Annotated in this window: 21 protein-coding genes; 7 read left to right on the top strand and 14 right to left on the bottom strand. The window is 38.9% G+C overall.

The window, feature by feature from the left end; genetic code table 11:
* The first annotated feature begins 106 nt into the window (after positions 1–106).
* Genes CYP26_RS02920 through CYP26_RS02910 form a run of 3 tightly spaced genes read left to right on the top strand, consistent with a single transcriptional unit; the run spans position 107 to position 2,438 of the window.
* The gene (locus tag CYP26_RS02920) at positions 107–976 is read left to right on the top strand and encodes a Gfo/Idh/MocA family protein (protein ID WP_009294081.1); all 870 of its coding nucleotides are present in this window, start codon (positions 107–109) and stop codon (positions 974–976) included.
* A complete protein-coding gene (gene hemH / locus CYP26_RS02915) occupies positions 976–1,929 on the top strand; it encodes a ferrochelatase (RefSeq protein WP_103630301.1) in 954 nt (317 codons plus the stop codon). Before CYP26_RS02920 ends, hemH begins: the two co-directional genes overlap by 1 nt.
* Before the next feature lie 47 nt (positions 1,930–1,976).
* Positions 1,977–2,438 (top strand): response regulator, encoded by a 462-nt coding sequence (locus CYP26_RS02910; protein ID WP_103630300.1) that lies wholly within the window; start codon positions 1,977–1,979, stop codon positions 2,436–2,438.
* Positions 2,439–2,526: 88 nt separating this feature from the next.
* Here CYP26_RS02910 and CYP26_RS02905 read toward each other — a convergent pair whose 3' ends face one another.
* The 13 genes from CYP26_RS02905 to sstT form a co-directional block, all read right to left on the bottom strand.
* Complete coding sequence (locus CYP26_RS02905) at positions 2,527–4,359, bottom strand: peptidoglycan D,D-transpeptidase FtsI family protein (protein ID WP_103630299.1); 1,833 nt, start codon at positions 4,357–4,359, stop codon at positions 2,527–2,529.
* 8 nt (positions 4,360–4,367) lie between these two features.
* Positions 4,368–4,661 (bottom strand): flagellar hook-basal body complex protein FliE, encoded by a 294-nt coding sequence (fliE, locus tag CYP26_RS02900; protein WP_002941937.1) that lies wholly within the window; start codon positions 4,659–4,661, stop codon positions 4,368–4,370.
* A complete protein-coding gene (flgC, locus tag CYP26_RS02895) occupies positions 4,661–5,161 on the bottom strand; it encodes a flagellar basal body rod protein FlgC (RefSeq protein ID WP_009294076.1) in 501 nt (166 codons plus the stop codon). The genes fliE and flgC overlap by 1 nt, the downstream gene beginning before the upstream one ends.
* Before the next feature lie 8 nt (positions 5,162–5,169).
* On the bottom strand, positions 5,170–5,604 hold the full coding sequence (gene flgB, locus CYP26_RS02890) for a flagellar basal body rod protein FlgB (RefSeq protein ID WP_103630298.1): 435 nt from the start codon (positions 5,602–5,604) through the stop codon (positions 5,170–5,172).
* 62 nt (positions 5,605–5,666) lie between these two features.
* Positions 5,667–6,263, bottom strand: coding sequence for a thioredoxin (locus CYP26_RS02885; RefSeq protein WP_103630297.1), 597 nt, complete (start codon positions 6,261–6,263; stop codon positions 5,667–5,669).
* 8 nt (positions 6,264–6,271) lie between these two features.
* Entirely contained in the window at positions 6,272–6,724 is a 453-nt protein-coding gene (gene smpB / locus CYP26_RS02880; RefSeq protein ID WP_035142320.1) for an SsrA-binding protein SmpB, read from the bottom strand.
* Positions 6,725–6,738: 14 nt separating this feature from the next.
* On the bottom strand, positions 6,739–7,482 hold the full coding sequence (locus tag CYP26_RS02875; RefSeq protein ID WP_103630296.1) for a 4-(cytidine 5'-diphospho)-2-C-methyl-D-erythritol kinase: 744 nt from the start codon (positions 7,480–7,482) through the stop codon (positions 6,739–6,741).
* On the bottom strand, positions 7,479–7,709 hold the full coding sequence (csrA, locus tag CYP26_RS02870) for a carbon storage regulator CsrA (protein ID WP_002941828.1): 231 nt from the start codon (positions 7,707–7,709) through the stop codon (positions 7,479–7,481). Before csrA ends, CYP26_RS02875 begins: the two co-directional genes overlap by 4 nt.
* Positions 7,703–8,524: a tRNA pseudouridine(55) synthase TruB gene (gene truB / locus CYP26_RS02865; protein ID WP_103630295.1), complete on the bottom strand. Its 822-nt coding sequence runs from the start codon at positions 8,522–8,524 to the stop codon at positions 7,703–7,705. Before truB ends, csrA begins: the two co-directional genes overlap by 7 nt.
* Positions 8,521–10,590, bottom strand: a complete 2,070-nt coding sequence (locus CYP26_RS02860; RefSeq protein WP_103630294.1) for an ATP-dependent helicase — start codon at positions 10,588–10,590, stop codon at positions 8,521–8,523. The genes truB and CYP26_RS02860 overlap by 4 nt, the downstream gene beginning before the upstream one ends.
* 51 nt (positions 10,591–10,641) lie before the next feature.
* Complete coding sequence (locus CYP26_RS02855) at positions 10,642–11,091, bottom strand: hypothetical protein (RefSeq protein ID WP_103606013.1); 450 nt, start codon at positions 11,089–11,091, stop codon at positions 10,642–10,644.
* Position 11,092: 1 nt separating this feature from the next.
* Positions 11,093–12,814 carry a M3 family oligoendopeptidase gene (locus CYP26_RS02850; RefSeq protein ID WP_103630293.1) on the bottom strand — a complete coding sequence of 574 codons (1,722 nt, stop codon included), beginning with the start codon at positions 12,812–12,814 and terminating at the stop codon, positions 11,093–11,095.
* Between the two features lie 87 nt (positions 12,815–12,901).
* The gene (gene sstT / locus CYP26_RS02845) at positions 12,902–14,269 is read right to left on the bottom strand and encodes a serine/threonine transporter SstT (RefSeq protein ID WP_430747074.1); all 1,368 of its coding nucleotides are present in this window, start codon (positions 14,267–14,269) and stop codon (positions 12,902–12,904) included.
* A 138-nt stretch (positions 14,270–14,407) separates the two neighbouring features.
* Between sstT and metK the strand changes: the two genes are divergently transcribed.
* Entirely contained in the window at positions 14,408–15,613 is a 1,206-nt protein-coding gene (gene metK / locus CYP26_RS02840) for a methionine adenosyltransferase (protein WP_103630292.1), read from the top strand.
* 46 nt (positions 15,614–15,659) lie between these two features.
* Here metK and CYP26_RS02835 read toward each other — a convergent pair whose 3' ends face one another.
* Positions 15,660–16,952: an apolipoprotein N-acyltransferase gene (locus CYP26_RS02835; protein WP_181000853.1), complete on the bottom strand. Its 1,293-nt coding sequence runs from the start codon at positions 16,950–16,952 to the stop codon at positions 15,660–15,662.
* Between CYP26_RS02835 and yajC the strand changes: the two genes are divergently transcribed.
* The 3 genes from yajC to secF are packed head-to-tail and all read left to right on the top strand — an operon-like array spanning position 16,928 to position 19,754.
* The gene (gene yajC / locus CYP26_RS02830) at positions 16,928–17,200 is read left to right on the top strand and encodes a preprotein translocase subunit YajC (protein WP_002941849.1); all 273 of its coding nucleotides are present in this window, start codon (positions 16,928–16,930) and stop codon (positions 17,198–17,200) included. The genes CYP26_RS02835 and yajC overlap by 25 nt on opposite strands.
* On the top strand, positions 17,200–18,780 hold the full coding sequence (gene secD, locus CYP26_RS02825; RefSeq protein ID WP_087582390.1) for a protein translocase subunit SecD: 1,581 nt from the start codon (positions 17,200–17,202) through the stop codon (positions 18,778–18,780). The genes yajC and secD overlap by 1 nt, the downstream gene beginning before the upstream one ends.
* 2 nt (positions 18,781–18,782) lie before the next feature.
* Entirely contained in the window at positions 18,783–19,754 is a 972-nt protein-coding gene (gene secF, locus CYP26_RS02820; protein WP_021092267.1) for a protein translocase subunit SecF, read from the top strand.
* Positions 19,755–19,759 lie beyond the last annotated feature (5 nt).

Genomic DNA, 19,759 nt, shown 5'->3' with positions numbered 1-19,759 from the left:
AAAGAGAAAAAATAGTGATATTTTGAAAACTATCTCTTGTTTTATCTATTTAAAAGCGATTTGTAAATAAAATAATTAAAAATTTCTAAAGTTTTAAAGGGTGAATGTGAAGCTAAAAATCGGCATTATCGGCTATTGCAGCACAGGTAAAAAACATTATTTAGAGCTTAGACGCTCAAACGAGTTTGAAATTTGTGGCATTTTTGACAAAGACAATGTTGATGAGTTTTGCAGAGCTGATTTTTATACTGATTTTAAAGAATTTATAGAGGTTGCCCAGCCTCAAGCAGTCGTGCTTTGCTCGCCAAGAGAGGAGATGGTGGAGGCATTTTGCCAGTGCGCAAAATACTGCCAAAACATCCTCATCTCACGTCCAGTTTTTAAAAGTATCGCAGATCTTAAAGAGATAAAATATGCCGCCAAAACAAATAAAACTAGGGTTTGCACGGGAATTTCTGAGCGTTTTAATCCAACTATCTTGTCGCTAAAAAAGGCACTTTTAAAAGAAGAGGAAATTTATAGCATTTCTATCGCTCATTTTAAGCCACTTTGCGATGGAAATATCATAAATGAACTCTCTGTTTCAGACATCGACCTAGCTAAAAACATCATAAATTCAGAAGTTAGCGACTTTTACTACACTCAAACAAACAAGACAAATGCCAAAAGTGCCGATAATGTGGCGATCAGCTTTAAGAGTAAAAATCAAATTCTAGTGCATATCACTGACTCATTTTGTGGCTCACTGGAGCGCTTTAAGATAGAGGTAAATGCAAAAAATGGCGTCTATTTTGGCGATCTCATAGATCATAAGCTTCATCAAGTGAGCGAAAATGGACAGATGAATTTGAAGATAGATACAAATAATAGCGAACTAAAAGCGCAATACGAAGCCTTTTACGATCTTTGCCAAAGTGGCGAGAGCAGCGAACTTTCAAACATCGATGACGCTATAAAAATAAGAGAACTATTTTGATGAAAAAAGCTCTTTTGCTTTTAAATATGGGCGGTGCAAACAGCCTTGACGATGTCGAAATTTTCTTAACAAATATGTTTAATGACCCATATATTTTGGGTATAAAAAATAAATTTTTAAGAAAATTTGTAGCTTTCATGATCACAAAAGGCAGACTAAAAACTGCGAAACACAACTACGAGCAAATAGGCGGAAAGTCACCACTTTGCGAGCTTACTGCTAAGCTTTGTGAGAAAGTTTCAAGTTTGCAAAATGAATTTGACGCGATTGATTTTGCGATGAACTACACTTCGCCATTTGTAAAAGATGTGCTTAAAAAGTATGAAAAATTTGATGAGATAGTTCTTTTGCCACTCTATCCTCATCACTCACAAACTACGATAACTTCAAGCTTAGCTGATTTTAAAAAGGCAAAAGAGGAGCTTAAATTTAAAGCTAAAATTTCACTTTGCGAGCCATTTTATGATGATGACGCTTACAATAAGATCATTATCTCTCATATCTGTGAAGCGGTAAAAGATATCGATATAAGCGATATTAGCCTCATCTTTTCAGCCCACTCTTTGCCTCGCAAGATCATAGAAAAGGGCGATATCTACGAAAAACACATAAACGAACATGTGCAAATTTTAGGCAAAATGCTAAAAGAGCAGGGGCTAAATTTTAAAGATGTGATCCTTGCTTATCAGTCACGTCTTGGCCCAGTTAAATGGCTAGAACCATCACTAAACGAGGCTTTGGCAAAGTGCGAAAATAAAAAAGCGCTTATCTATCCGCTATCTTTTTGCATAGATAACTCTGAGACCATTTTTGAGCTAGTTATCGAGTATGCCAAGCTTGCTAAAGAGCTAAGCTTTAGTTTTTACAAAGTCGTTCAGTGTCCAAATTTTAGTGATGAATTTGCTAGTTTTATCCTAGAAAAGTCAAAAAGTGCTAGAGAATTTAGCCTTTAGGAATAAATCTTGCTTATAAAAAGCATCTCAAATTTAAAAGGAGATGTATGAAGGTTCAAAATAACGATATTATCGATTATTTGTTACAGTCAGGCTCAGGCAAAGCTAAAGATAAAAAAAATAGTTTTGATGAAATTTTAAGTCTAACGCTTGATAAGATCACAAGCGAGGCAAAGGTTTCAGATAGGCTTGAGCAGTTTAAGAAAAGGCTTACAGAAATTGGCGCTGCTGGCTTTATAAATGAGCTAAATTCAAACAAGATAGAAGAGAAAATAGCTCAGAAAAAAGAGGAGCTAACTGAGCTTTTAAGCATAAATGATCCGACCAAAACGCAGGATCAAAAAAATGAGTTGCTTAAAATAATGGATAAAATTTTAAGTGACTACCGCAAAGAGCTAAACATGGCACTTACTAGCCAAACACTGCTTGAGAAGCAAAATAGCCTTGGCAAAAATACAAATAATTCTGTAAATTTAAGCTCTGTCTTAAATGAACTTGGACTTGCATAAATTCTGGATTTAGGCCACTTGCCTAGATCCAAATTTCTACTTTAAACCCTAAATTTGAAATTTAATATTTTTATCTTAGAAATTAAATTTAATCTAACGCTGGTTTTTGCTTTGCTTTATCGTTTTTAAGCTTATCTTTTTTAGCTTCAAACTCAGCTATGACATTAGGATCTGGAAACAAATAACCATCTTCAACCATTAGATCAACGGCCTTTTTAAATGTCGGCAACGCACTTTGCGCACCAAAGTAGTAGTAAGGCTTTTTAGGGTCTCTTGCTAAAACGCCTATGGTGTAGCTGTTGCCTCTCGTGTCATTTACGAAGCCAAAAAACGAGCCATTATAGGTGTTGCTATATCCGCCTTTGCCAGAAGCGATGTGTGCGGTGCCAGTTTTTCCGCCTATCTCAAGACCTGGCGTAAATGCCTTTAAGCCAGTACCTTTTTCAACTGTTTTTATCAAAATTCTCTTCATTATCTTTGCTGTCTCTTGCGAGATGACCTGAGCTGGCTCTGCTTTTGGCAGATCGTAGCGCTTGCCATTTCGCTCAAGATATGCCACCATGTGTGGCGTCACCTCGATGCCTTTGTTGTTAAATGTGTTATAAGCTTTCAAAAGCTGCATAAATGTCGCTTGAAGACCGTATCCGTAGCTAACTGTCGCTTTATAGGTCGATGAGTTTAGCTTCGTAACCGTTGGCATCATACCCACTTGCTCGTATGGCAGGTCGATGCCAGTCTTTCTTGAAAAGCCAAAATTTAAAAGTCCCTGATAAATTTGTGGGCCATTTAGCCTATCGACTAGCTGGATCATGCCGATGTTTGAGCTGTGCACGATGATGTCTTCAGCGCTCATAAAAGGCTCTGGGTGGGTGTCCTTGATGATCCTTTTGCCTAGCTGATAGCGGCCGTTGTAGGTATTTACAAGCTCAAAAGGATTTACCTTTTTTTCTTGAAGTAGTATGGAGAAGATAAATGGCTTAAAAACTGAGCCAACCTCGTATGCATACTCGCTTGCAGTAGAATTTAGCGCGCTGTAATCTTGCTTTCTTATGTTTGATGGATCATACCTTGAGCTAGAAGCTAGGGCTAGAATTTCGCCATTTTTGCTATTCATTATGCAGATGATTAGCTCTTTTGCATCTAAAAATTCACGTTTTTCATCTAAAATTTGCTCTAGTTTGGTTTGAAATTTAAGCGGTATAGAAAGCACTGCGTTATAGCCATCAACTCTTGTTGCTAAATTTGAATCACTGGTTAAAATTATGTTGTTGCCAATATCGCGCGGACCAAGGATTTTGGCGTTTTGTATCGGAGCTAGGTAGTCCTCGTAGTATCTCTCAAGCCCTTTTACGCCTTTACTTTTAGTAAGTGCGTCACTCTCGGTTTTACTCACGTAACCAATAGCTGGTGTCAGGGCGTCTTTAGACATAAATTTGCGGTTTTGACCGCTCTCCATCACGCGCATACCTTGAAATGAGGCAAGGCCAGTTTTTGGGTCAAGATACGAGATCAAAATGCCCTTGCGGTTTAGCTTTCTTGAAAGCTCCTGAAGATAAGTAGCGCCCTTTGCATCGATGCTGTAAGAGAGCGTGACAAGACCTTTTGTGCCGTTTATGATCTTTCTTACTTTGTTTGGATCGTCACCGCTATAAAGCGAGTAGAGCTTGATAAACATCTCTTTTTTATTTGGATCGATATTTCTGGTGTCAAGCATCACCTTGTAGAGTTTTTGGCTTGATGAGATGCTAAAGCCGTCTTTCGTGACGATGTTGCCACGGATCGCGGTATTTACGTCGCTTGTTTGAAGCTTAGGAAGCTTTCGCTCGATGCTTGCTCTATAAAATATGACAAGCACAAAGATTGAAATTCCAAAAGTAATTAATAAAAAAAGTATGGTTATTTTTGATTTTCTGGAATTCATTCAATGGCTTAAATTTGCGTTCTTGAAATTTCTTTGTATGCGCTTAGCGCTTTGTTGCGAATCTCTAGCATAAGCTTCATGCTAGTCTCTGCTTTGCCTATCGCGATAGCTGCTTGGTGCAAGTCTTTTACCTCGCCAGTTGCAAGGTCTGCGATGGCTTTATCGGCGTTTATTTGAACCTTGTTCAGCTCTTTTAAAGAGTCGTTTAATGCGTTTTCAAAGCCGCCTTCTTCGCCTGCTTTTGCTATTTTGTTTGAATTTTCGTTTTTATTTAACTTATCTAAATTTATACTATTTATCATTATGCTTGTCCTGAAATAAGTGATATCGCACTTTGTGCTATTGTTTTTGCGTTTTGAAATGACGCTACATTTGCTTGATAAGCCCTTGTCGCCTCGAGCAAGTCAGCCATCTCGATGACTGGGTTTATATTTGGAAATGCGACGTAGCCATTTGCATTTGCATCTGGGTGGCTAGGGTCGTATTTTAGTTGAAAATCCTTGTCATCGCGCACCACTTTATCTACGATCACGCTAGTTAGGGCAGGGTGAGCATTTTTGGGTGAGCTTGGGTCATCGAGTGGATTTTCATACTCAAGCAAACTTTGTGAGTTTTTAAGTTGATCGTTTAAAATTTTATCAAAGTTCATCTCTTTAAAAATGACCTCTTGCCTTCTATAAGGGCCGCCCTCAGCCGTTCTTGTGGTTTGAGCGTTTGCGATGTTTGAGCTGATGACGTTCATTCTGAAGCGTTGCGCGCTTAGTCCGTATCCGCTAATATCAAAATCATTTAAGTATGACATCATCTCTCCTAGTTCTTAGCACTTACGTCTATTACGCTTTTAAAGATATTGCTCTGAGCCTTGTAGGCGCTATCAAGGGCGTTTATCATAACTGTGTTTTTGCCCATTTCTGTTGTCTCAACATCAAGATCAACCGTATTTGCGTCATTTCTAGCCATGTGACCATCACGCAAGAAAATTTGAGCTGTGTCGCTTTTTGGAAAATCAACAGCAGCCATGTGCGCTTCGTTTGTTTTAGCTAAATTTAGTTTTTTGCTCTCTGAAACGTTATAAATTTCATTTGCTTTTTCTCTTAAAACATCTTCAAATCTTATATCTCTAGCCTTGTAAAATGGTGTATCAACATTTGCAAGGTTGCCAGAGATGAGCTTTTGGCGTAGCTCTCTGCCTGCAAGGGCTGATTCGACTAATGGGCTAGATTTTGATCTATCTAAAACAAACATTTAAAATCCTTATAAATTTTCACATTTTTATAAGCAAAAGATGTTCCAAATATAAGGCAAATTTATTTTGTTTCATAAATTTTTGCCAAATCTTCTTTCATTTTTGTGACTTTTATGCCGCCAAGATAGTATTTTACTCCGTATTGTCCGCTATCTACGTCTGTTAAAATTTGATATTCGCCATTTTTTATCACCACTTTAAAAGGTAGTGCGATCTCGTGTTTGTATTCGATATCTCTTACGATCTGCTCGGCAAGTCTGTCATTTATCTTTTGATCGTTTGTTATGAAGTAGTAGGCATTAAATTTTTGCATAAATTCATGCAAAACATACTCATTTGTGACATTTTCAAAGTGAGTTAGTCCGATTAGTGTAAATTTATCTTTGTTTTCAAGCTGATATTTTGTAAGCTCAGCTGCCTCTTTTTGGCAAGGTGGGCAAAATGTGCCAAAAATATCGATCATTAAAACCTTATTTTCATCATTTTTGATAGCAAAGCCGTGATCTTTTCTAACCAAAGTAAGCTCCCTGCCGCTTACATCTACGAGCTTAACCTCTTCGTTTGGGCTAAATTCTTTAAAATTTACGCTGCTGCTCTCATCATCGCCGCAACCAAAAAAAGCAAATAAAGCAATTATTAAAACGAGTAAATTTTTCATCTTATCCCTTAAACATATCTTTTTATGGCAGCTCTTGCCTCTTTGTCCGCCTCGCGCCTTTTTAAAGTCTCGCGCTTGTCGTGTAAATTTTTACCTTTTGCAAGCGCTAGCCTTGCTTTTACGATATTTTTGTCGCTTAGATAAAGTGCTAAAACAACCAAAGTAAGTCCATCTTGTGAGACTTGACCGAAAATTTTATCGATCTGCTTTCTATGCATCAAAAGTTTTCTGGCCGCTCGTTCATTTGGACGAAATGCGCTGTGTGTAGTCTCAAGATAGCTGATATGGGCATTTAGTAAGAAAAGCTCACCCTTTATGACGCGCACAAAGCTATCTTTTAAATTTGCTCTACCAGCCCTTAGAGCCTTGACCTCGCTGCCTTTTAAAACGATGCCAGCTTCAAAGGTCTCAAGTATGCTAAAGTCGTGCAAAGCTTTCTTGTTTTTCGCTAGATCTTTTATCAAAATTTTACCTTTTATTTTACGCTAAATACGCTACTGCCGCTGCCGCTTAGAAATTTATCCCTAAACTCGTTCATCTGTGGATAGAGCTTAAAGCATGGGGCAAAAAGATCGTTTAGCTCCTCGTTTTTATAAATTTCAAGTAGCTCTGCGCTCTTTAAATTTTGCATCTTTTTTGCAGCATTAACGTCTATGTATTGTAAGAAATTGCTTCTAAATTCTTGATAAACCATCGGTGTGGAGCAAAAAACATTTGGCGTGAAGATATTTAAATTTGGCACTTCATCGTCAAATTCTTCTATGATCTCGCCTATGCCGCTTACATTTGCTGCCTTGTAGCCGCTTACAAAAAAGGCCACATCTGCGCCGATTTTAGAGGCTATTTGCATCAAATTTTCACGTTTTATATTTAAATTTAGCTCGTCATTTACCATTAGTAAAAAGGTGGCAGCGTTTGAACTGCCTCCTCCTAGACCAGCACCTATTGGGATTTGTTTGTTGATGATGATTTTGTGAGAGCTAAAAAACTCATCTAGCTCGTTTGAAAAGCCAGCCTTTTTCAGCTCATCTATCGCTTTTTGTATGATGTTATCTTTTATATCTTTGTTGTCGCATTCGATAGCAAAAGAATTTGACCTCTCAAAATAAATTTCATCAAAAAGCTGCTCGCAAAGAACAAAACGTGACAAAATTTCGTGGTAGTTGCCTCTGGTGCCAACTACCTTCAAAAATACGTTGATCTTTGCAAAGCTTTTCATTTCTCGATTTTTTTCGCAAGCTCGTGGATATCGGCTTCGCTTGCTTTTTTGGTGGCGTGGATATTTTCGTTTTTGATATCGTTTGCCAGCTCGCTTCTTAGTATCATTGTGTTGCGCGGGGCCTCGATACCAAGCTTAACGGTGCTTTTTGAGATACTTACTACGACGACTTTTATGTCGTTACCTAGTAAAATTTCTTCGTTTTCTTTTCTTGCTAAGATTAACATTTTTCTACCTTGTTTAGAGTGTAATTTATAGTATCATCCATGATTTGGATTACGCTCATAAATTTATCATAATTTAGCAAATAAATTCCTTGTGTTTGTGTTTCAAAATCGTTAATTTTTAATTTCTTGCCGTCAAGTATGTTCTCAATATCCCCAAAATACGTGTTTTGCTCAATATTTAAAAAATTGCAAATATTTAAAAATTTTTCATTTTCATAGCGAAATTTACCCTCGCTTACCCTCTTTAATGAGCTTAAAGTTACATTATAACCAACTTTTTGCCCAAAAATTTCTGCATAAGAGCGGATGTAACTCCCCTCACTTACACTTAAACGAAGTGTCAAAAAAGGGTGTGAATAATTCAAAATTTCACTCTCATAAATTTCCATTGTCTCTGGCTTTAGCTCAAATTCTTCGCCGCTTCTTGCTAGCTTGTAAGCTCTTGTACCATTTATATGCTTGGCACTAAATTTTGGCGGGATGTAGCTTATCTTGCCTATTAGCTCGCCTCTTATGGCTTCAAGTTTTTCTAAATTTAGCTCTTTTATATTTAAAATTTCAGTGATATTTTCATTATCCATGCTTGGACTGCTCGCCCCAAGCCAGATCGTCGCCTCATAGACCTTTGGGCTTTTGTCTAAAAATCTAAAAAATTTCGTATACGAGCCAAAAGCGACTATCAAACAGCCACTCGCAAATGGATCGAGCGTGCCTGAAAATCCAGCCTTTTTAACGCCATATTTTCTCTTTAGTCGCCCTAAAAAGTGGTTTGAGCTCATGCCAGCAGGCTTGTTTGCCACGAAAATGGCGTTCATACAGCCTTTTCCACGAAGCTTGACATGATCTCTCTTACATTGCCACCAAAATTTATAGTCAGTTTAAACTCTTTTTTGATCTTGCTAACCGCACTCACCCTGCCGATACCAAAAATTTTATGTTTGACAAGGTCGCCTTTTTTAAATTCATTGCTCTGTTCGATAACTAGTGAGCCATGCGTGATACCACTCTCGCTTAAAAATCTACTCTTATTTAATCTTGTGCGCTGACCTTTGTAAAAGCGCGAATTTGCAAAGCTTAGACTAAGTGTCCTTTTGGCTCTTGTTATAGCCACGTAAGCGAGCCTGCGCTCCTCTTCGATGTCGCTGCCGTCGCCAATGAGCGGGAAAAATCCCTCTTCAAGGCCGATCACAAAAAGATGCTCAAACTCAAGTCCCTTGCTCGCATGCACGCTCATGATGCTGATAGCCTCATCGCTAATGCCGTCTTGCTCGCTTGTTAGCGTGATCTCGTTTAAAAACTCCTCCAGATCAAAGCTTGGATTTTGCTTGATCTGATCTTTTAAAACAGCGTAAAACTCGTCGATGTTTGCTGCTCTCTCAGCGCCATCTGGCAAGCTTTCGTAGTATTTTTTCACGCCAAATTTCGCTTCAAATTTATCTATTAGGTCAAAAACCGAGCTGCTTTCTTGAAGCTCTTTTAGGTTGTTTGCAAACTCAAGAAGGGCTGATTTTACCTTTTTGCTAAAGGCTTCGTCGTTATCAGAGATATTTGAGATCGCCTCAAAAATAGAAATTTTACCCTCAAATGCCATCCTTTCAAGCTTATCAAGGCTTACTTTGCCTAGTCCTCGCTTTGGGCGATTGATGATACGTCTTATTGAGAAGTCATCGTTTGGATTATTTATCAGCCTTAAGTAGCTTATGATATCTTTGATCTCGGCTCTTTCGTAAAATTTAACGCCGCCAACCATTTTATAGGCGATCTGTTCTTTGTTTAGCCCATCTTCAAGTGAGCGAGAAAGCGCGTTTATGCGGTATAAGATCGCGATATCTTTTGCTTGCACGCCTTTACTTAAAAGCTCTTTTATATTTTTTGCGATCTTGCCAGCCTCTAAATTTTCATCAAAGCTCTCTATCAAATTTACAGCTTCGCCTTCGCCTTTTGTGCCGACAAGCTTCTTGCCAAGGCGGTTGCGGTTGTGATCTATCAGTTCGTTTGCAGCCTTTAGTATCGCTTCACTCGAGCGATAGTTTTTCTCAAGTCTGATTATCTTTACGTTGCTAAACTGATCTTTGAAATTTAAGATATTATCTATCTTTGCACCGCGCCAGCCGTAAATGCTTTGATCATCATCGCCCACCACGCAGATGTTTTCATGGCATAGACAGAGTTTTTTTAGCAGTTTATACTGAAGGTCGTTTGTGTCTTGATACTCATCGACCATTATGTATTTGTAGCGGTTTGAAATTTCTCTAGCAAGCTCTTCGTTTTCGTCTAAAATTTTATATGTAAGCCCTAGCAAATCATCAAAATCAACAAGGTTGTTCGCCTTTAAATAGTCTTCATACTTTTCATAAATTTGCGCTGCTTGCTTGTAGAAGTTGTCTTTGCTCTTGTCAAAAGAGGAGAAATTTGCGTTTTTATAGACCTCTTCGACGCTTAAAAGTGAGTTTTTGTAGTTTGAAATTTCACTTGAGAGTATCGCAGTGGCGACCGGACTTTCAAAGCTTTTTATGATGCGCTTTTTATCGTCTGTGTCGATGATGACGAAGTTGTTTTTTCTGCCAAGCTTTTCTATGTAGAGCTTTAAAAACAAAAGTCCAAATTTGTGAAATGTGCAAAGTAGCGGCGAGTAGTTTTTGCCACTTTGGCTTAGCATCGCCATGGCTCTACTGCGCATCTCGTTGGCGGCTTTGTTTGTAAAAGTAAGAGTTAGTGTGTTTGCCGCGTCTATGCCGACCTCGCCGATGAGATAGGCAAGCCTAGTCGTGATCGTTTTTGTCTTGCCGCTGCCAGCGCCTGCAAGTATGAGCATCGGACCATCTATATGAGTAGCTGCTTCGCGCTGGGCTTCGTTTAAATTTGATAGTAAATTTTCCATTTTTCGCTTTTTAAATTTTCTTTTGATTTTAGCCAAAAATGCTTAAAATTACTATTTTTTCTTAAATATATCTTTATTTTTTGGGTTTTGCAAAAAGACTGAGGCTGATTTTTTAGCGTGATCGACTTGCTTCTCTTTTGGCTTGTAGATAGAGAAATTTACAAGGATCGGGCTATTTTCAACCAAAATTTGAACCACTGCGCCAAGTGGAAATGATACCACTGAGGCAAAATTTTCACTACCAAAGCCAGCCTCAAAACTTAGCTCATCTTGCGTTAGCCTAGCACTCTCAAGCGTGTAGCCACCAAGTGAGAACATAATGACTGGCATGCTAAAGCTGCCACTTATCTCATCTGGCAAGCTAGGCTCAAAGCTAACTAGCGGTAAATTTGCCATAACTGAGAAATTTACCCCCTTTTCAAGCAAAAAATCAATGCACTCATAGACGTGCATCTTCATCAAAAGCGCAAATTTCTCATCGTCTAAAATTTCGTCTAACATCTTAATCCTTTGAAATTTCTAAAAACTCATCTACTAGCTTTTTAACCTCGTTTATGCCGATCTGCCAGAAATTTTTATCATCTATGTCAAAGCCAAATTTACCAACAAGCTCCCTTGGGCTAAGACTTCCGCCAAGGCTCAAAAACTCGGTGTAAATTTCAACGAAATTTTTGCATTTGCCACTTTTATAAAGTCCAAAAAGCGCAAGCACAAGAAGCTGCGCGTAAGAGTAGGCGTAGCAGTAAAATGGCGTGTGGATGAAGTGCGGGATGTAGCTCCACCAAATTTTGTAGTAGTCATTTAGCGTGACGCTTTTGCCAAACATCTTTTTGCTCTCTCTTAGCCAAATTTTATTTAGCTCATCTAGGCTGATCTCGCCCTCGTGTGCGTGCACGGCGCGCTCAAAGGTGGTGAAATTTATCTGGCGGTAAAGCGTGGCAAATATATCCTCGATCTTGCCAGCAAGCAGTGAAATTTTCTCTTTTTTGCTAAGGCCGTCTTTTATGTGGTCAAAAACTAGCATCTCGCAAAATACAGACGCCGTCTCAGCCGTGGTTAGCGGAGTGTCTGAGTTTAGGTAGCTTACATTATAAGAGAGCTTTTGATGAACAGCGTGGCCAAGTTCGTGGGCAAGTGTGAAAAGGTCTCTTCGCTGGTTTGTGTGATTTAGCAAAACATAAGGGTGCGTGTCGCTTGATCCAGAGTGAGAAAATGCACCACCTCGCTTGTTTGGCGCTGGATAAACGTCGATCCAACCGTCATTAAAGGCGCTTTTGGCTATATCGCCAAATTTAGGTGAAAATGTCCCAAACGCCTTTAAAACTATCTTTTTACACTCATCAAATTTATACTCACCTTCGCTGCTAAGAGGCGCGTATCTATCGTAGTCATAAAGCTTTTTAAGGCCTAAAATTTCTCTTTTTCGCTCGTAAAATTTAGCAACTAGATCAAAATTTTTCTCCATCACAGCAATTAGCGAATCAACGCTTTTTTTACTGATTTGATTTTCAAGGTGTCTTTGTTCTTCAGGAAGCTTGAAATTTCGCAGCTCGCAGCTCGTTTTTAGATCAGTTTTTATCATATTATATATGTAGCCAAGAAGGTGCTGGTGCTTGCTAAGCTCATTTGAGAGGCTTTTTGCTGCTAGCTTTCGCACGCTTTGGTCGCTCTCATGAAGCTTGGCTAAAATCTCTTCTTCATTTAAAAGCTCGCCTTTAAATTTAAACCTCATCTTGCTCATGCTCTCATCAAAAAGCCTTGAAAAGCCCTCTGCTCCGGTGCTTGCCGTGCGAAGTAGCACTCTCTCTTCGGCAACGCTAAGTTGGTGCGGCTTTGCTTTGGCGAGGTTGCTTAGATAGTAGCCATATTTTTTAGAGCTTTTTATGATCTCTTCTTGTTTTTTAGGGGCAAATTCATTAAATTTGATCTCAAAAAATATCAAATTTTCATTTGCTTTTGTTGCTATCTCATCGATCTTTGCGTAAAATGCGCCCTTGCTTGTATCTTTGGCAAAATTTAAAAAAGCGTAAGTCATTACTTTTGAAATTTTAGCTATCAAACTTTCATATTCGCCAAATGCATTTAAAAACTCGTCTCTTTTTAAATTTTCATAATTTTCAAGGTATTTATCTTTAAATTTCTCGCACTCTTTTTGTAAATTTAGTGCGTTTTGCTCGCACTCTTTTTCGTTTGCAAAAAGTGCTTTTAGATCCCAAATTTGCATATTTATCCTTTAAATTTTTGGGACATTTTACAAAAAAATGGATAAAAGTAAAATTTCAGCCAAAATTTAGCTGAAATTTTATGAAGGTTAGTTTGAAGTCTCTGAGGCTACGGCTGTAAAAAGCACGTCTGATGAGCTATTTAGCGCAGTTTCAACTGAGTCTTGGATGACGCCTATCGTAAAGCCAACTGTGACAAACTGCATAGCGATGTCATTGCCGATACCAAAAAGTCCGCACGCTAATGGCACTAGAAGAAGTGAGCCGCCAGCCACGCCAGATGCGCCGCACGCACCAAGGGCTGAGATGAAGCAAAGAAGAAGCGCATCGCCAAATGTAACTGTGATAGATGGGATCGAATTTACCGCAGTAAGCGCTAGAATGCTAATGGTAACTGCCGCACCGCCCATGTTTATGGTAGCACCAAGTGGGATAGAGATCGAGTATAGCTCCTCTTTTAGGTTTAGTTTTTTGCAAAGCGCCATATTTACAGGGATGTTTGCAGCCGAGCTTCTTGTAAAAAACGCTGAGATAGCGCTCTCTTTTAAGCAGATCATCACAAGTGGATAAGGATTTTTCCTAGTTAGTGCAAAAACCATCGCTGGATAGACGATAAATGCCACTACAAGCATCGCTCCAACAAGAACTAAGATCAGCTTGAGATATCCTGCAAGTGCCTCAAATCCAGTGTCGTGAATGCTGATAGCAACCATACCAAAGATGCCAAACGGTGCAAGTCTAATGATAAATTTAACGATATGAGTTACGCCGTCGCTTATATCTTTAAATACCTTTTTGGTCTCATGTGTAGCATATCTCATAGCGATGCCGCCACCTATCGCCCAAGTGATGATGCCTATATAGTTGCCATTTGCTAGGGCGGTTATCGGGTTTTCAACCATTTTATAGATAAGATCTTTTAGCACGTTTGTGATGCCTTGAGGTGCTGACATATCCGCACTTTGCAGACCTTTTAGCGGTATCTCGATAGGAAATAAAAAGCTAGCAATAACCGCCACAACAGCTGCTAAAAAGGTGCCAACAAGGTAGAGTGTGACGATCTTTTGCATACCTTTTGTATGACCAAAATCCTTTAAAATGATAGAGGTTGCAACTAAAACAAATACAAGAATAGGTGCAATCGCTTTTAGAGCGCCTTTAAATAAATCTCCTAAAACTGAAGCTGAAGTAGCGATAGAATCAGCCGAACTAGCCTTTTCTTTGGCCTCATCAAGCTGTTTTGCTTCATCTTGGCTAAGGCGAGTTTTTATGACTTCATCTACGCTTAAGCCACTCTCTTTTTGAATGGTTTGAATTTTAGCTGAGATTTGGTTGTAAGGGGCTGCCTGATAATGTGTGTAAAAGCCAACTAGGGCACCTAGGATGATACCAACTAAAATTTGAACGATCAAATTTCCATCGGCGTATCTTCTTGCAATGTTTTTAAACATATTCATTTGACACCTTAATAAATTAGTTTTTTGTTGATTTTAGCTAAATGATTTTTAAATATAAAGAAATTTAAAAAGATTAATTGGCTTTTTATATAGATTTGTTACAATTACGCGAAAATTTAATCAAGGAAAAGGACGAAAATGTATCTATTTACTTCTGAAGTTGTAAGTCCAGGTCATCCAGACAAATGCGCTGATATCATCGCTGATAGCATTGTTGATACTATCTTAACGCAAGATCCAAATGGACGCGTCGCAAGCGAAGTTTTTGTAGCTGGAAAAAACATAGTAATAGGCGGAGAGATAAACTCAAAGGTAAAACTCTCTTATAAAGACTACGAAAAGATCGTAAAGGACGCTCTTGCGCACATTGGATATGACGGAAAGAGCAACTTTACAAAAGAGCAGTGCTTGCATCCAGACGATATCGAGGTCAAAGTCTGCTTAAATCAACAAAGTCCAGATATAAATCAAGGCGTTGATCAAAGTAGTGGTGAGATCGGAGCGGGAGATCAAGGCATCATGTTTGGCTTTGCGAGCTGCGAAGCGAAAGAATTTATGCCAGCAGCTATAACTTACGCAAGAATGCTTTGTGAAAAAGTCTATAAATTTGCCAAAGCAAACCCTGATAAGCTTGGTGTTGATATAAAAACTCAAGTTACGATTGATTATGGCAGTAAAGACAACTTTGAAAACTGCAAACCTCAAAGTATCCACACTATCGTCGTCTCTGCTCCTTGCGTGGAGAGCATGAAGATAGAAGAGCTTCGCGCACTAATACAAAATTTAATAGACGAAACTGGCCTTCCAAAAGAGCTATATAATAAAGAAAAAACGATCATCTATATAAACCCAACAGGCAGATATGTAAATCACAGCTCACTTCACGATAGCGGCCTAACAGGCAGAAAGCTAATCGTTGATAGCTTTGGCGGATATAGCCCGATAGGCGGTGGCGCTCAGTCAAGCAAGGACTACACAAAGGTTGATCGCAGCGGTCTTTACGCAGCGCGCTGGATAGCTAAAAACATAGTCGCTGCTGGCCTTGCTAAAAAATGCATCGTTCAGATAAGCTACGCAATAGGCGTTGCAAAGCCAACTTCAGTTAGCGTTGATACTATGGGAACTCATGCAAACGGCGTAAATGACGATATGCTTTCAAATTTTGTAAGCGAGCATTTTTCTCTAACACCTCGCTGGATAACAAATAAATTTGGTCTTGACAAGCCAAGCAAAGATACATTTTTATATGCAAAAGTAGCTGCAAAAGGTCAAGTAGGAAATGCAAAATATCCTTGGGAAAAGCTTGATGCGGTCGATACTTTCAAGGCTTTACTAAAAAAATAATCAAAAAAGTGGCTTTTTATCTAAAAAGCCACTTTAAATCTCCCTTTTAAAACTCATCCCAAAATGCTTTTTTAGGCAAAATGATCTCGCTTTTTGAGCCATTTACGCTGTGATAGACCGCTTTATTATATTTTGTAGCAAGGTGTTTTATAAGCACTCTTTGAAGCACAGGCTCGCTACTTGGCACAAACCAGCCGTTGTTTGTGATAGCTACGACCACGTCAAATTCACCCTTATAAAGCTCTTCTCTCGTTGCCTCGTAACAGATAGCATTTCTGATTTTAACTCCGTCTATCTCATAGTCACTAAAATTTTCTGCTTTTTTAAAGTCGCTACCTCCGCCAAAAAATAGCTTATTTACTGCATCTTGCATAAATTTTGGCAAAGGAATTTCTTCTCCAAATGGCACTAAAAATTTCTTATCCATTCGTCTAAGAGTGCCATCTTGAAACAAAAATGCAGAGTTATAAATTTGCTTATTTTCATAAGCAAGCGCGCCAGCTACGATGGTTATCTGTTTTGAAAGCTCTTTTAGCTCATCAACAAGTAGCGGCTCATTTGTCATAAATAATGGAAACGCACTCTCTGGAAGCACGATAAGGCGTTTTTGCTCGGCGATAGCGCTATTTATCAAGTCTAAATTTTCATTTGTAAATTTCATGCGCAAGCTTTTATCCCAGCGTACCCTTTGAGCGACATTAGTATTTACTAGCTCCACGTCAAATGGCAGAGTCTTTGCCTCGCTACTTTTAAACTGCAAAGCTGCGATCAGACAGATAAAAGCTAGGATAAATTTTAAAATTTTACCTTTTAAACTCAAAGAAATGGCTGCTAAAAATATAAATATAAGCCCTCTAGTACTTGGCTCAAAAGCGCCTAAAACAAGTGTAGCCTCAAGGTTAAACCAGTTAAAGCCAAATGGATGCACATAGCTTATTAAAAATAGTAAAACGGCTCTTAGTGCCACAAAGCTTGGAAAAGAGGCTATCCAAAATAAAAGTCCATAAACAAGGGCTACAAAGAGGATGACAAATGGGATAAGCCAGACAAGCTCGTAGTAGATGAAGCTAAAGCCGATCCAGTAAAACCACAAAATCCCAGTGAAAAATCCAGCCGCAAAAAATCCAGCTCTGCTTAAATTTATGATGATGTAAATTCCAGCTAGCGTGAGAAAAGGTGAGATGAAATTTAAAATTTGATTTTCAGCCATAGCTAAAAAAATGAAATTAGAAAGCAAAAAAGCACCGACAAAGGCTTTTATTATAATTTTAGTGCTAAAATGTCCGTTTAAAAATCTTACAAATAAGGAAATCCATGCAAAACGCTGATTTTTTAACATCATTACTACCTCTTGTTGTGCTTTTCGCCATATTTTACTTTTTGGTTATCAGGCCTCAACAAAAACAACAAAAAGCCCACGCAGCAATGCTTGCAGCTCTTGACAAAGGCGATAAGATAGTAACTAATGGCGGACTTATATGCGAAGTGATTAAAGCCGAAAATGATTTTATCAAAGTTAAACTTAACGATGATGTAATCGTTCGTATAGCACGCGAGTTTGTAGCTAAAAAGATCGAAGATAAATAATGCGTAACGCAAGAGTTACATATAGGCTGATTATATTAATATTAGCCTTGGTTTTTGGTTTTGGCTTTTCGGTGCCATCTTTCTTTCAGACCCAAAGCGGAGCTAAAATTTCGCTAGGACTTGACCTTCAAGGCGGTCTTCATATGCTTCTTGGTGTTGAAACTAACGAAGCCATCCACTCTAAGATCAAGTCAATCGCTGGAAGCATAAATTATTACGCTAAAAAAGAAGATGTGCTTATTGATAAATTTAAGATAAAAGAAGATAGTGTTGATTTTGCGCTACTTGATAGTGACGAGGCTCCAAAGGTTGATAAGGCTTTGGCTGAGATAAAAGGGCTTGATATCAAAAAAGATGGCCTAAACTATCATATCACTCTTACAGAGCAAGAGAGGCTTGATACGATCGAGTATGCGATCTCACAAGCTGTTGAGACCATTAGAAACAGGCTTGATCAGTTTGGTCTAGCTGAGCCAACAGTCGCTAGACAAGGCAAAGACAATATCCTAGTCGAGCTTCCTGGCATAAAAACCGAAGAAGACGAGCAAAGAGCGAGAGATCTTATCGCAAAGGCTGCTCACTTGCAGCTTATGGCAGTTGATGATAAAAGACAAGATCAGGCTAATACAATGAGCGAGGCCGAGGCTGAAAGCTATGGTGACGTGATCTTTAAGGATGCTAAAAACGACCGCGTAAAATATGTCGTTAAAAATATCCCTGTGCTTGATGGCTCGATGCTAACTGACGCAAAGGTTGCATTTTCTCAGCAAAATAACCTACCGATCATAAATTTCACACTAAATTCAGAAGGTGCTAGAATTTTTGGTGATTTTACTGGTGCAAATGTCGGTAAAAGACTTGCTATCGTGCTTGATGGTAAGGTCTATTCAGCTCCAGTTATAAATGAAAGAATAGGTGGCGGCAGCGGCCAGATCAGCGGTGGCTTTACACTTGATGAGGCTCACGATGTGGCGATCGCACTTAGAAGCGGCGCACTTTTGGCACCTGTTAAGATGCTAGAAAAAAGAAGTGTCGGCCCATCTTTAGGTCAAGAGAGCATCAATCAAAGCATGGTAGCACTTGCTGCTGGATCTATTTTAGTCGTGCTATTTATGCTAGTTTATTATGGAATTTCTGGAATTTTTGCAAATATCGCGCTAGTTGCAGACGTTGTTATATTAGTAGCCGTCATGGCGCTTTTTGGAGCGACGCTTACTCTGCCAGGTATGGCTGGTATCGTGCTAACTATCGGTATGGCGGTTGATGCAAATGTCATCATAAACGAGCGTATACGTGAGCTCTTGCGTGAAGGCGTGGCGATAAGAACGGCCGTGCAAAAGGGCTATGAGCACGCTATGAGTGCGATCATCGACTCAAACTTAACTACTATTATCACAGTTGCAGTGCTTTATGCTTATGGTACTGGTCCAGTTAAAGGCTTTGCTGTGACAATGGCCATAGGTATCATGGCTTCGATGCTAACGGCCATTTTAGGCACACATGGCATGTTTGATGCAGTCATGGACAAGATAGAAAAAAGCGGAAATACCAGACTTTGGTTTGGTTATAAAAGGAGCTAGAGATGCAAATTTTTACTAAGGCAAAAGTTTATGATTTTATGCGGTTTAGATTTGCTTCATTGGCACTTTCTATATTTTTATTTGTTGGCTCGATCTTTTTGCTTGCAACAAAGGGTTTAAACTACGGCATCGATTTTTCTGGTGGTACGCTTATCCAGCTAAAATACGACACCAAAGCGCCACTTGATAAAATTCGCGACGCTTTTGGCACAAATGAAGTGCTTAAAAACGCCTCTGTTACTGAGTTTGGAAGTGAAGATGAGGCTGTTATTAGATTTTCAGGATCAAGTTCAAATTTAACTGGTGACATCGGCACTGAGATAAAGCAAATTTTAAAAGATACTGGAAATTTTGAGGTAAGACGTGTCGATATCGTTGGTCCAAAGGTTGGTGACGAGCTTAGGCAAAAGGGTCTGATGGCTCTTGGAATTTCACTAATTGGCGTGCTTCTTTATATCACATTTAGATTTGAATGGCGATTTGCGCTAGCTGCGATCGCAACCGAAATTCACGATATCGTTATAACTGTTGGTGCTATTTCACTATTTGATATCGATGTAAATTTAGACACACTAGCGGCTGTATTAACGGTGCTTGGCTACTCGCTAAACGATACGATCATCATTTTTGACAGGATAAGAGAAGGCATAAAAGAGAGTAAGAGAACTGATATCGAGGGCGTTATCAACGAGTCAGTTTCAGCCACGCTTTCAAGAACTATCCTAACTTCAGCCACTACGATGATGACTGTTGTTGTGCTATTTTTGTTTGGCGGAGATATGATACATGGATTTTCATTTATCCTTATCGTTGGTATCGTTATAGGAACGATCAGCTCGATCTACATCTCATCACCATTTCTTATCTGGTTTAAATTTAGCATTGAGCATTTTAGAGCTAGAGAGGCTGAGAAGCAAAGGATCAAAAAAGAGCGTGATAAAGAGCGTGCTATGTTTGAAAAAGGCGTTGTGTAAGGAGG

This window comes from Campylobacter concisus (assembly GCF_002913225.1).
Lineage (GTDB): Bacteria > Campylobacterota > Campylobacteria > Campylobacterales > Campylobacteraceae > Campylobacter_A > Campylobacter_A concisus_J.
The sequence above is the reverse complement of the archived record's forward strand: the minus strand, read 5'-3'. Positions and strand labels throughout refer to the sequence as shown.

Coding starts and splice junctions, on each gene's coding strand:
- CYP26_RS02905 (WP_103630299.1), bottom strand. CDS start 4,359: ATGAATTCCAGAAAATCAAAAATAACCATACTTTTTTTATTAATTACT.
- CYP26_RS02850 (WP_103630293.1), bottom strand. CDS start 12,814: ATGCAAATTTGGGATCTAAAAGCACTTTTTGCAAACGAAAAAGAGTGC.
- CYP26_RS02860 (WP_103630294.1), bottom strand. CDS start 10,590: ATGGAAAATTTACTATCAAATTTAAACGAAGCCCAGCGCGAAGCAGCT.
- secF (WP_021092267.1), top strand. CDS start 18,783: ATGCAAATTTTTACTAAGGCAAAAGTTTATGATTTTATGCGGTTTAGA.
- metK (WP_103630292.1), top strand. CDS start 14,408: ATGTATCTATTTACTTCTGAAGTTGTAAGTCCAGGTCATCCAGACAAA.
- CYP26_RS02875 (WP_103630296.1), bottom strand. CDS start 7,482: ATGAAAAGCTTTGCAAAGATCAACGTATTTTTGAAGGTAGTTGGCACC.
- yajC (WP_002941849.1), top strand. CDS start 16,928: ATGCAAAACGCTGATTTTTTAACATCATTACTACCTCTTGTTGTGCTT.
- csrA (WP_002941828.1), bottom strand. CDS start 7,709: ATGTTAATCTTAGCAAGAAAAGAAAACGAAGAAATTTTACTAGGTAAC.
- hemH (WP_103630301.1), top strand. CDS start 976: ATGAAAAAAGCTCTTTTGCTTTTAAATATGGGCGGTGCAAACAGCCTT.
- CYP26_RS02885 (WP_103630297.1), bottom strand. CDS start 6,263: ATGAAAAATTTACTCGTTTTAATAATTGCTTTATTTGCTTTTTTTGGT.
- secD (WP_087582390.1), top strand. CDS start 17,200: ATGCGTAACGCAAGAGTTACATATAGGCTGATTATATTAATATTAGCC.
- truB (WP_103630295.1), bottom strand. CDS start 8,524: ATGAACGCCATTTTCGTGGCAAACAAGCCTGCTGGCATGAGCTCAAAC.
- fliE (WP_002941937.1), bottom strand. CDS start 4,661: ATGATAAATAGTATAAATTTAGATAAGTTAAATAAAAACGAAAATTCA.
- CYP26_RS02835 (WP_181000853.1), bottom strand. CDS start 16,952: ATGTTAAAAAATCAGCGTTTTGCATGGATTTCCTTATTTGTAAGATTT.
- flgC (WP_009294076.1), bottom strand. CDS start 5,161: ATGTCATACTTAAATGATTTTGATATTAGCGGATACGGACTAAGCGCG.
- sstT (WP_430747074.1), bottom strand. CDS start 14,269: ATGAATATGTTTAAAAACATTGCAAGAAGATACGCCGATGGAAATTTG.
- CYP26_RS02855 (WP_103606013.1), bottom strand. CDS start 11,091: ATGTTAGACGAAATTTTAGACGATGAGAAATTTGCGCTTTTGATGAAG.
- CYP26_RS02910 (WP_103630300.1), top strand. CDS start 1,977: ATGAAGGTTCAAAATAACGATATTATCGATTATTTGTTACAGTCAGGC.
- flgB (WP_103630298.1), bottom strand. CDS start 5,604: ATGTTTGTTTTAGATAGATCAAAATCTAGCCCATTAGTCGAATCAGCC.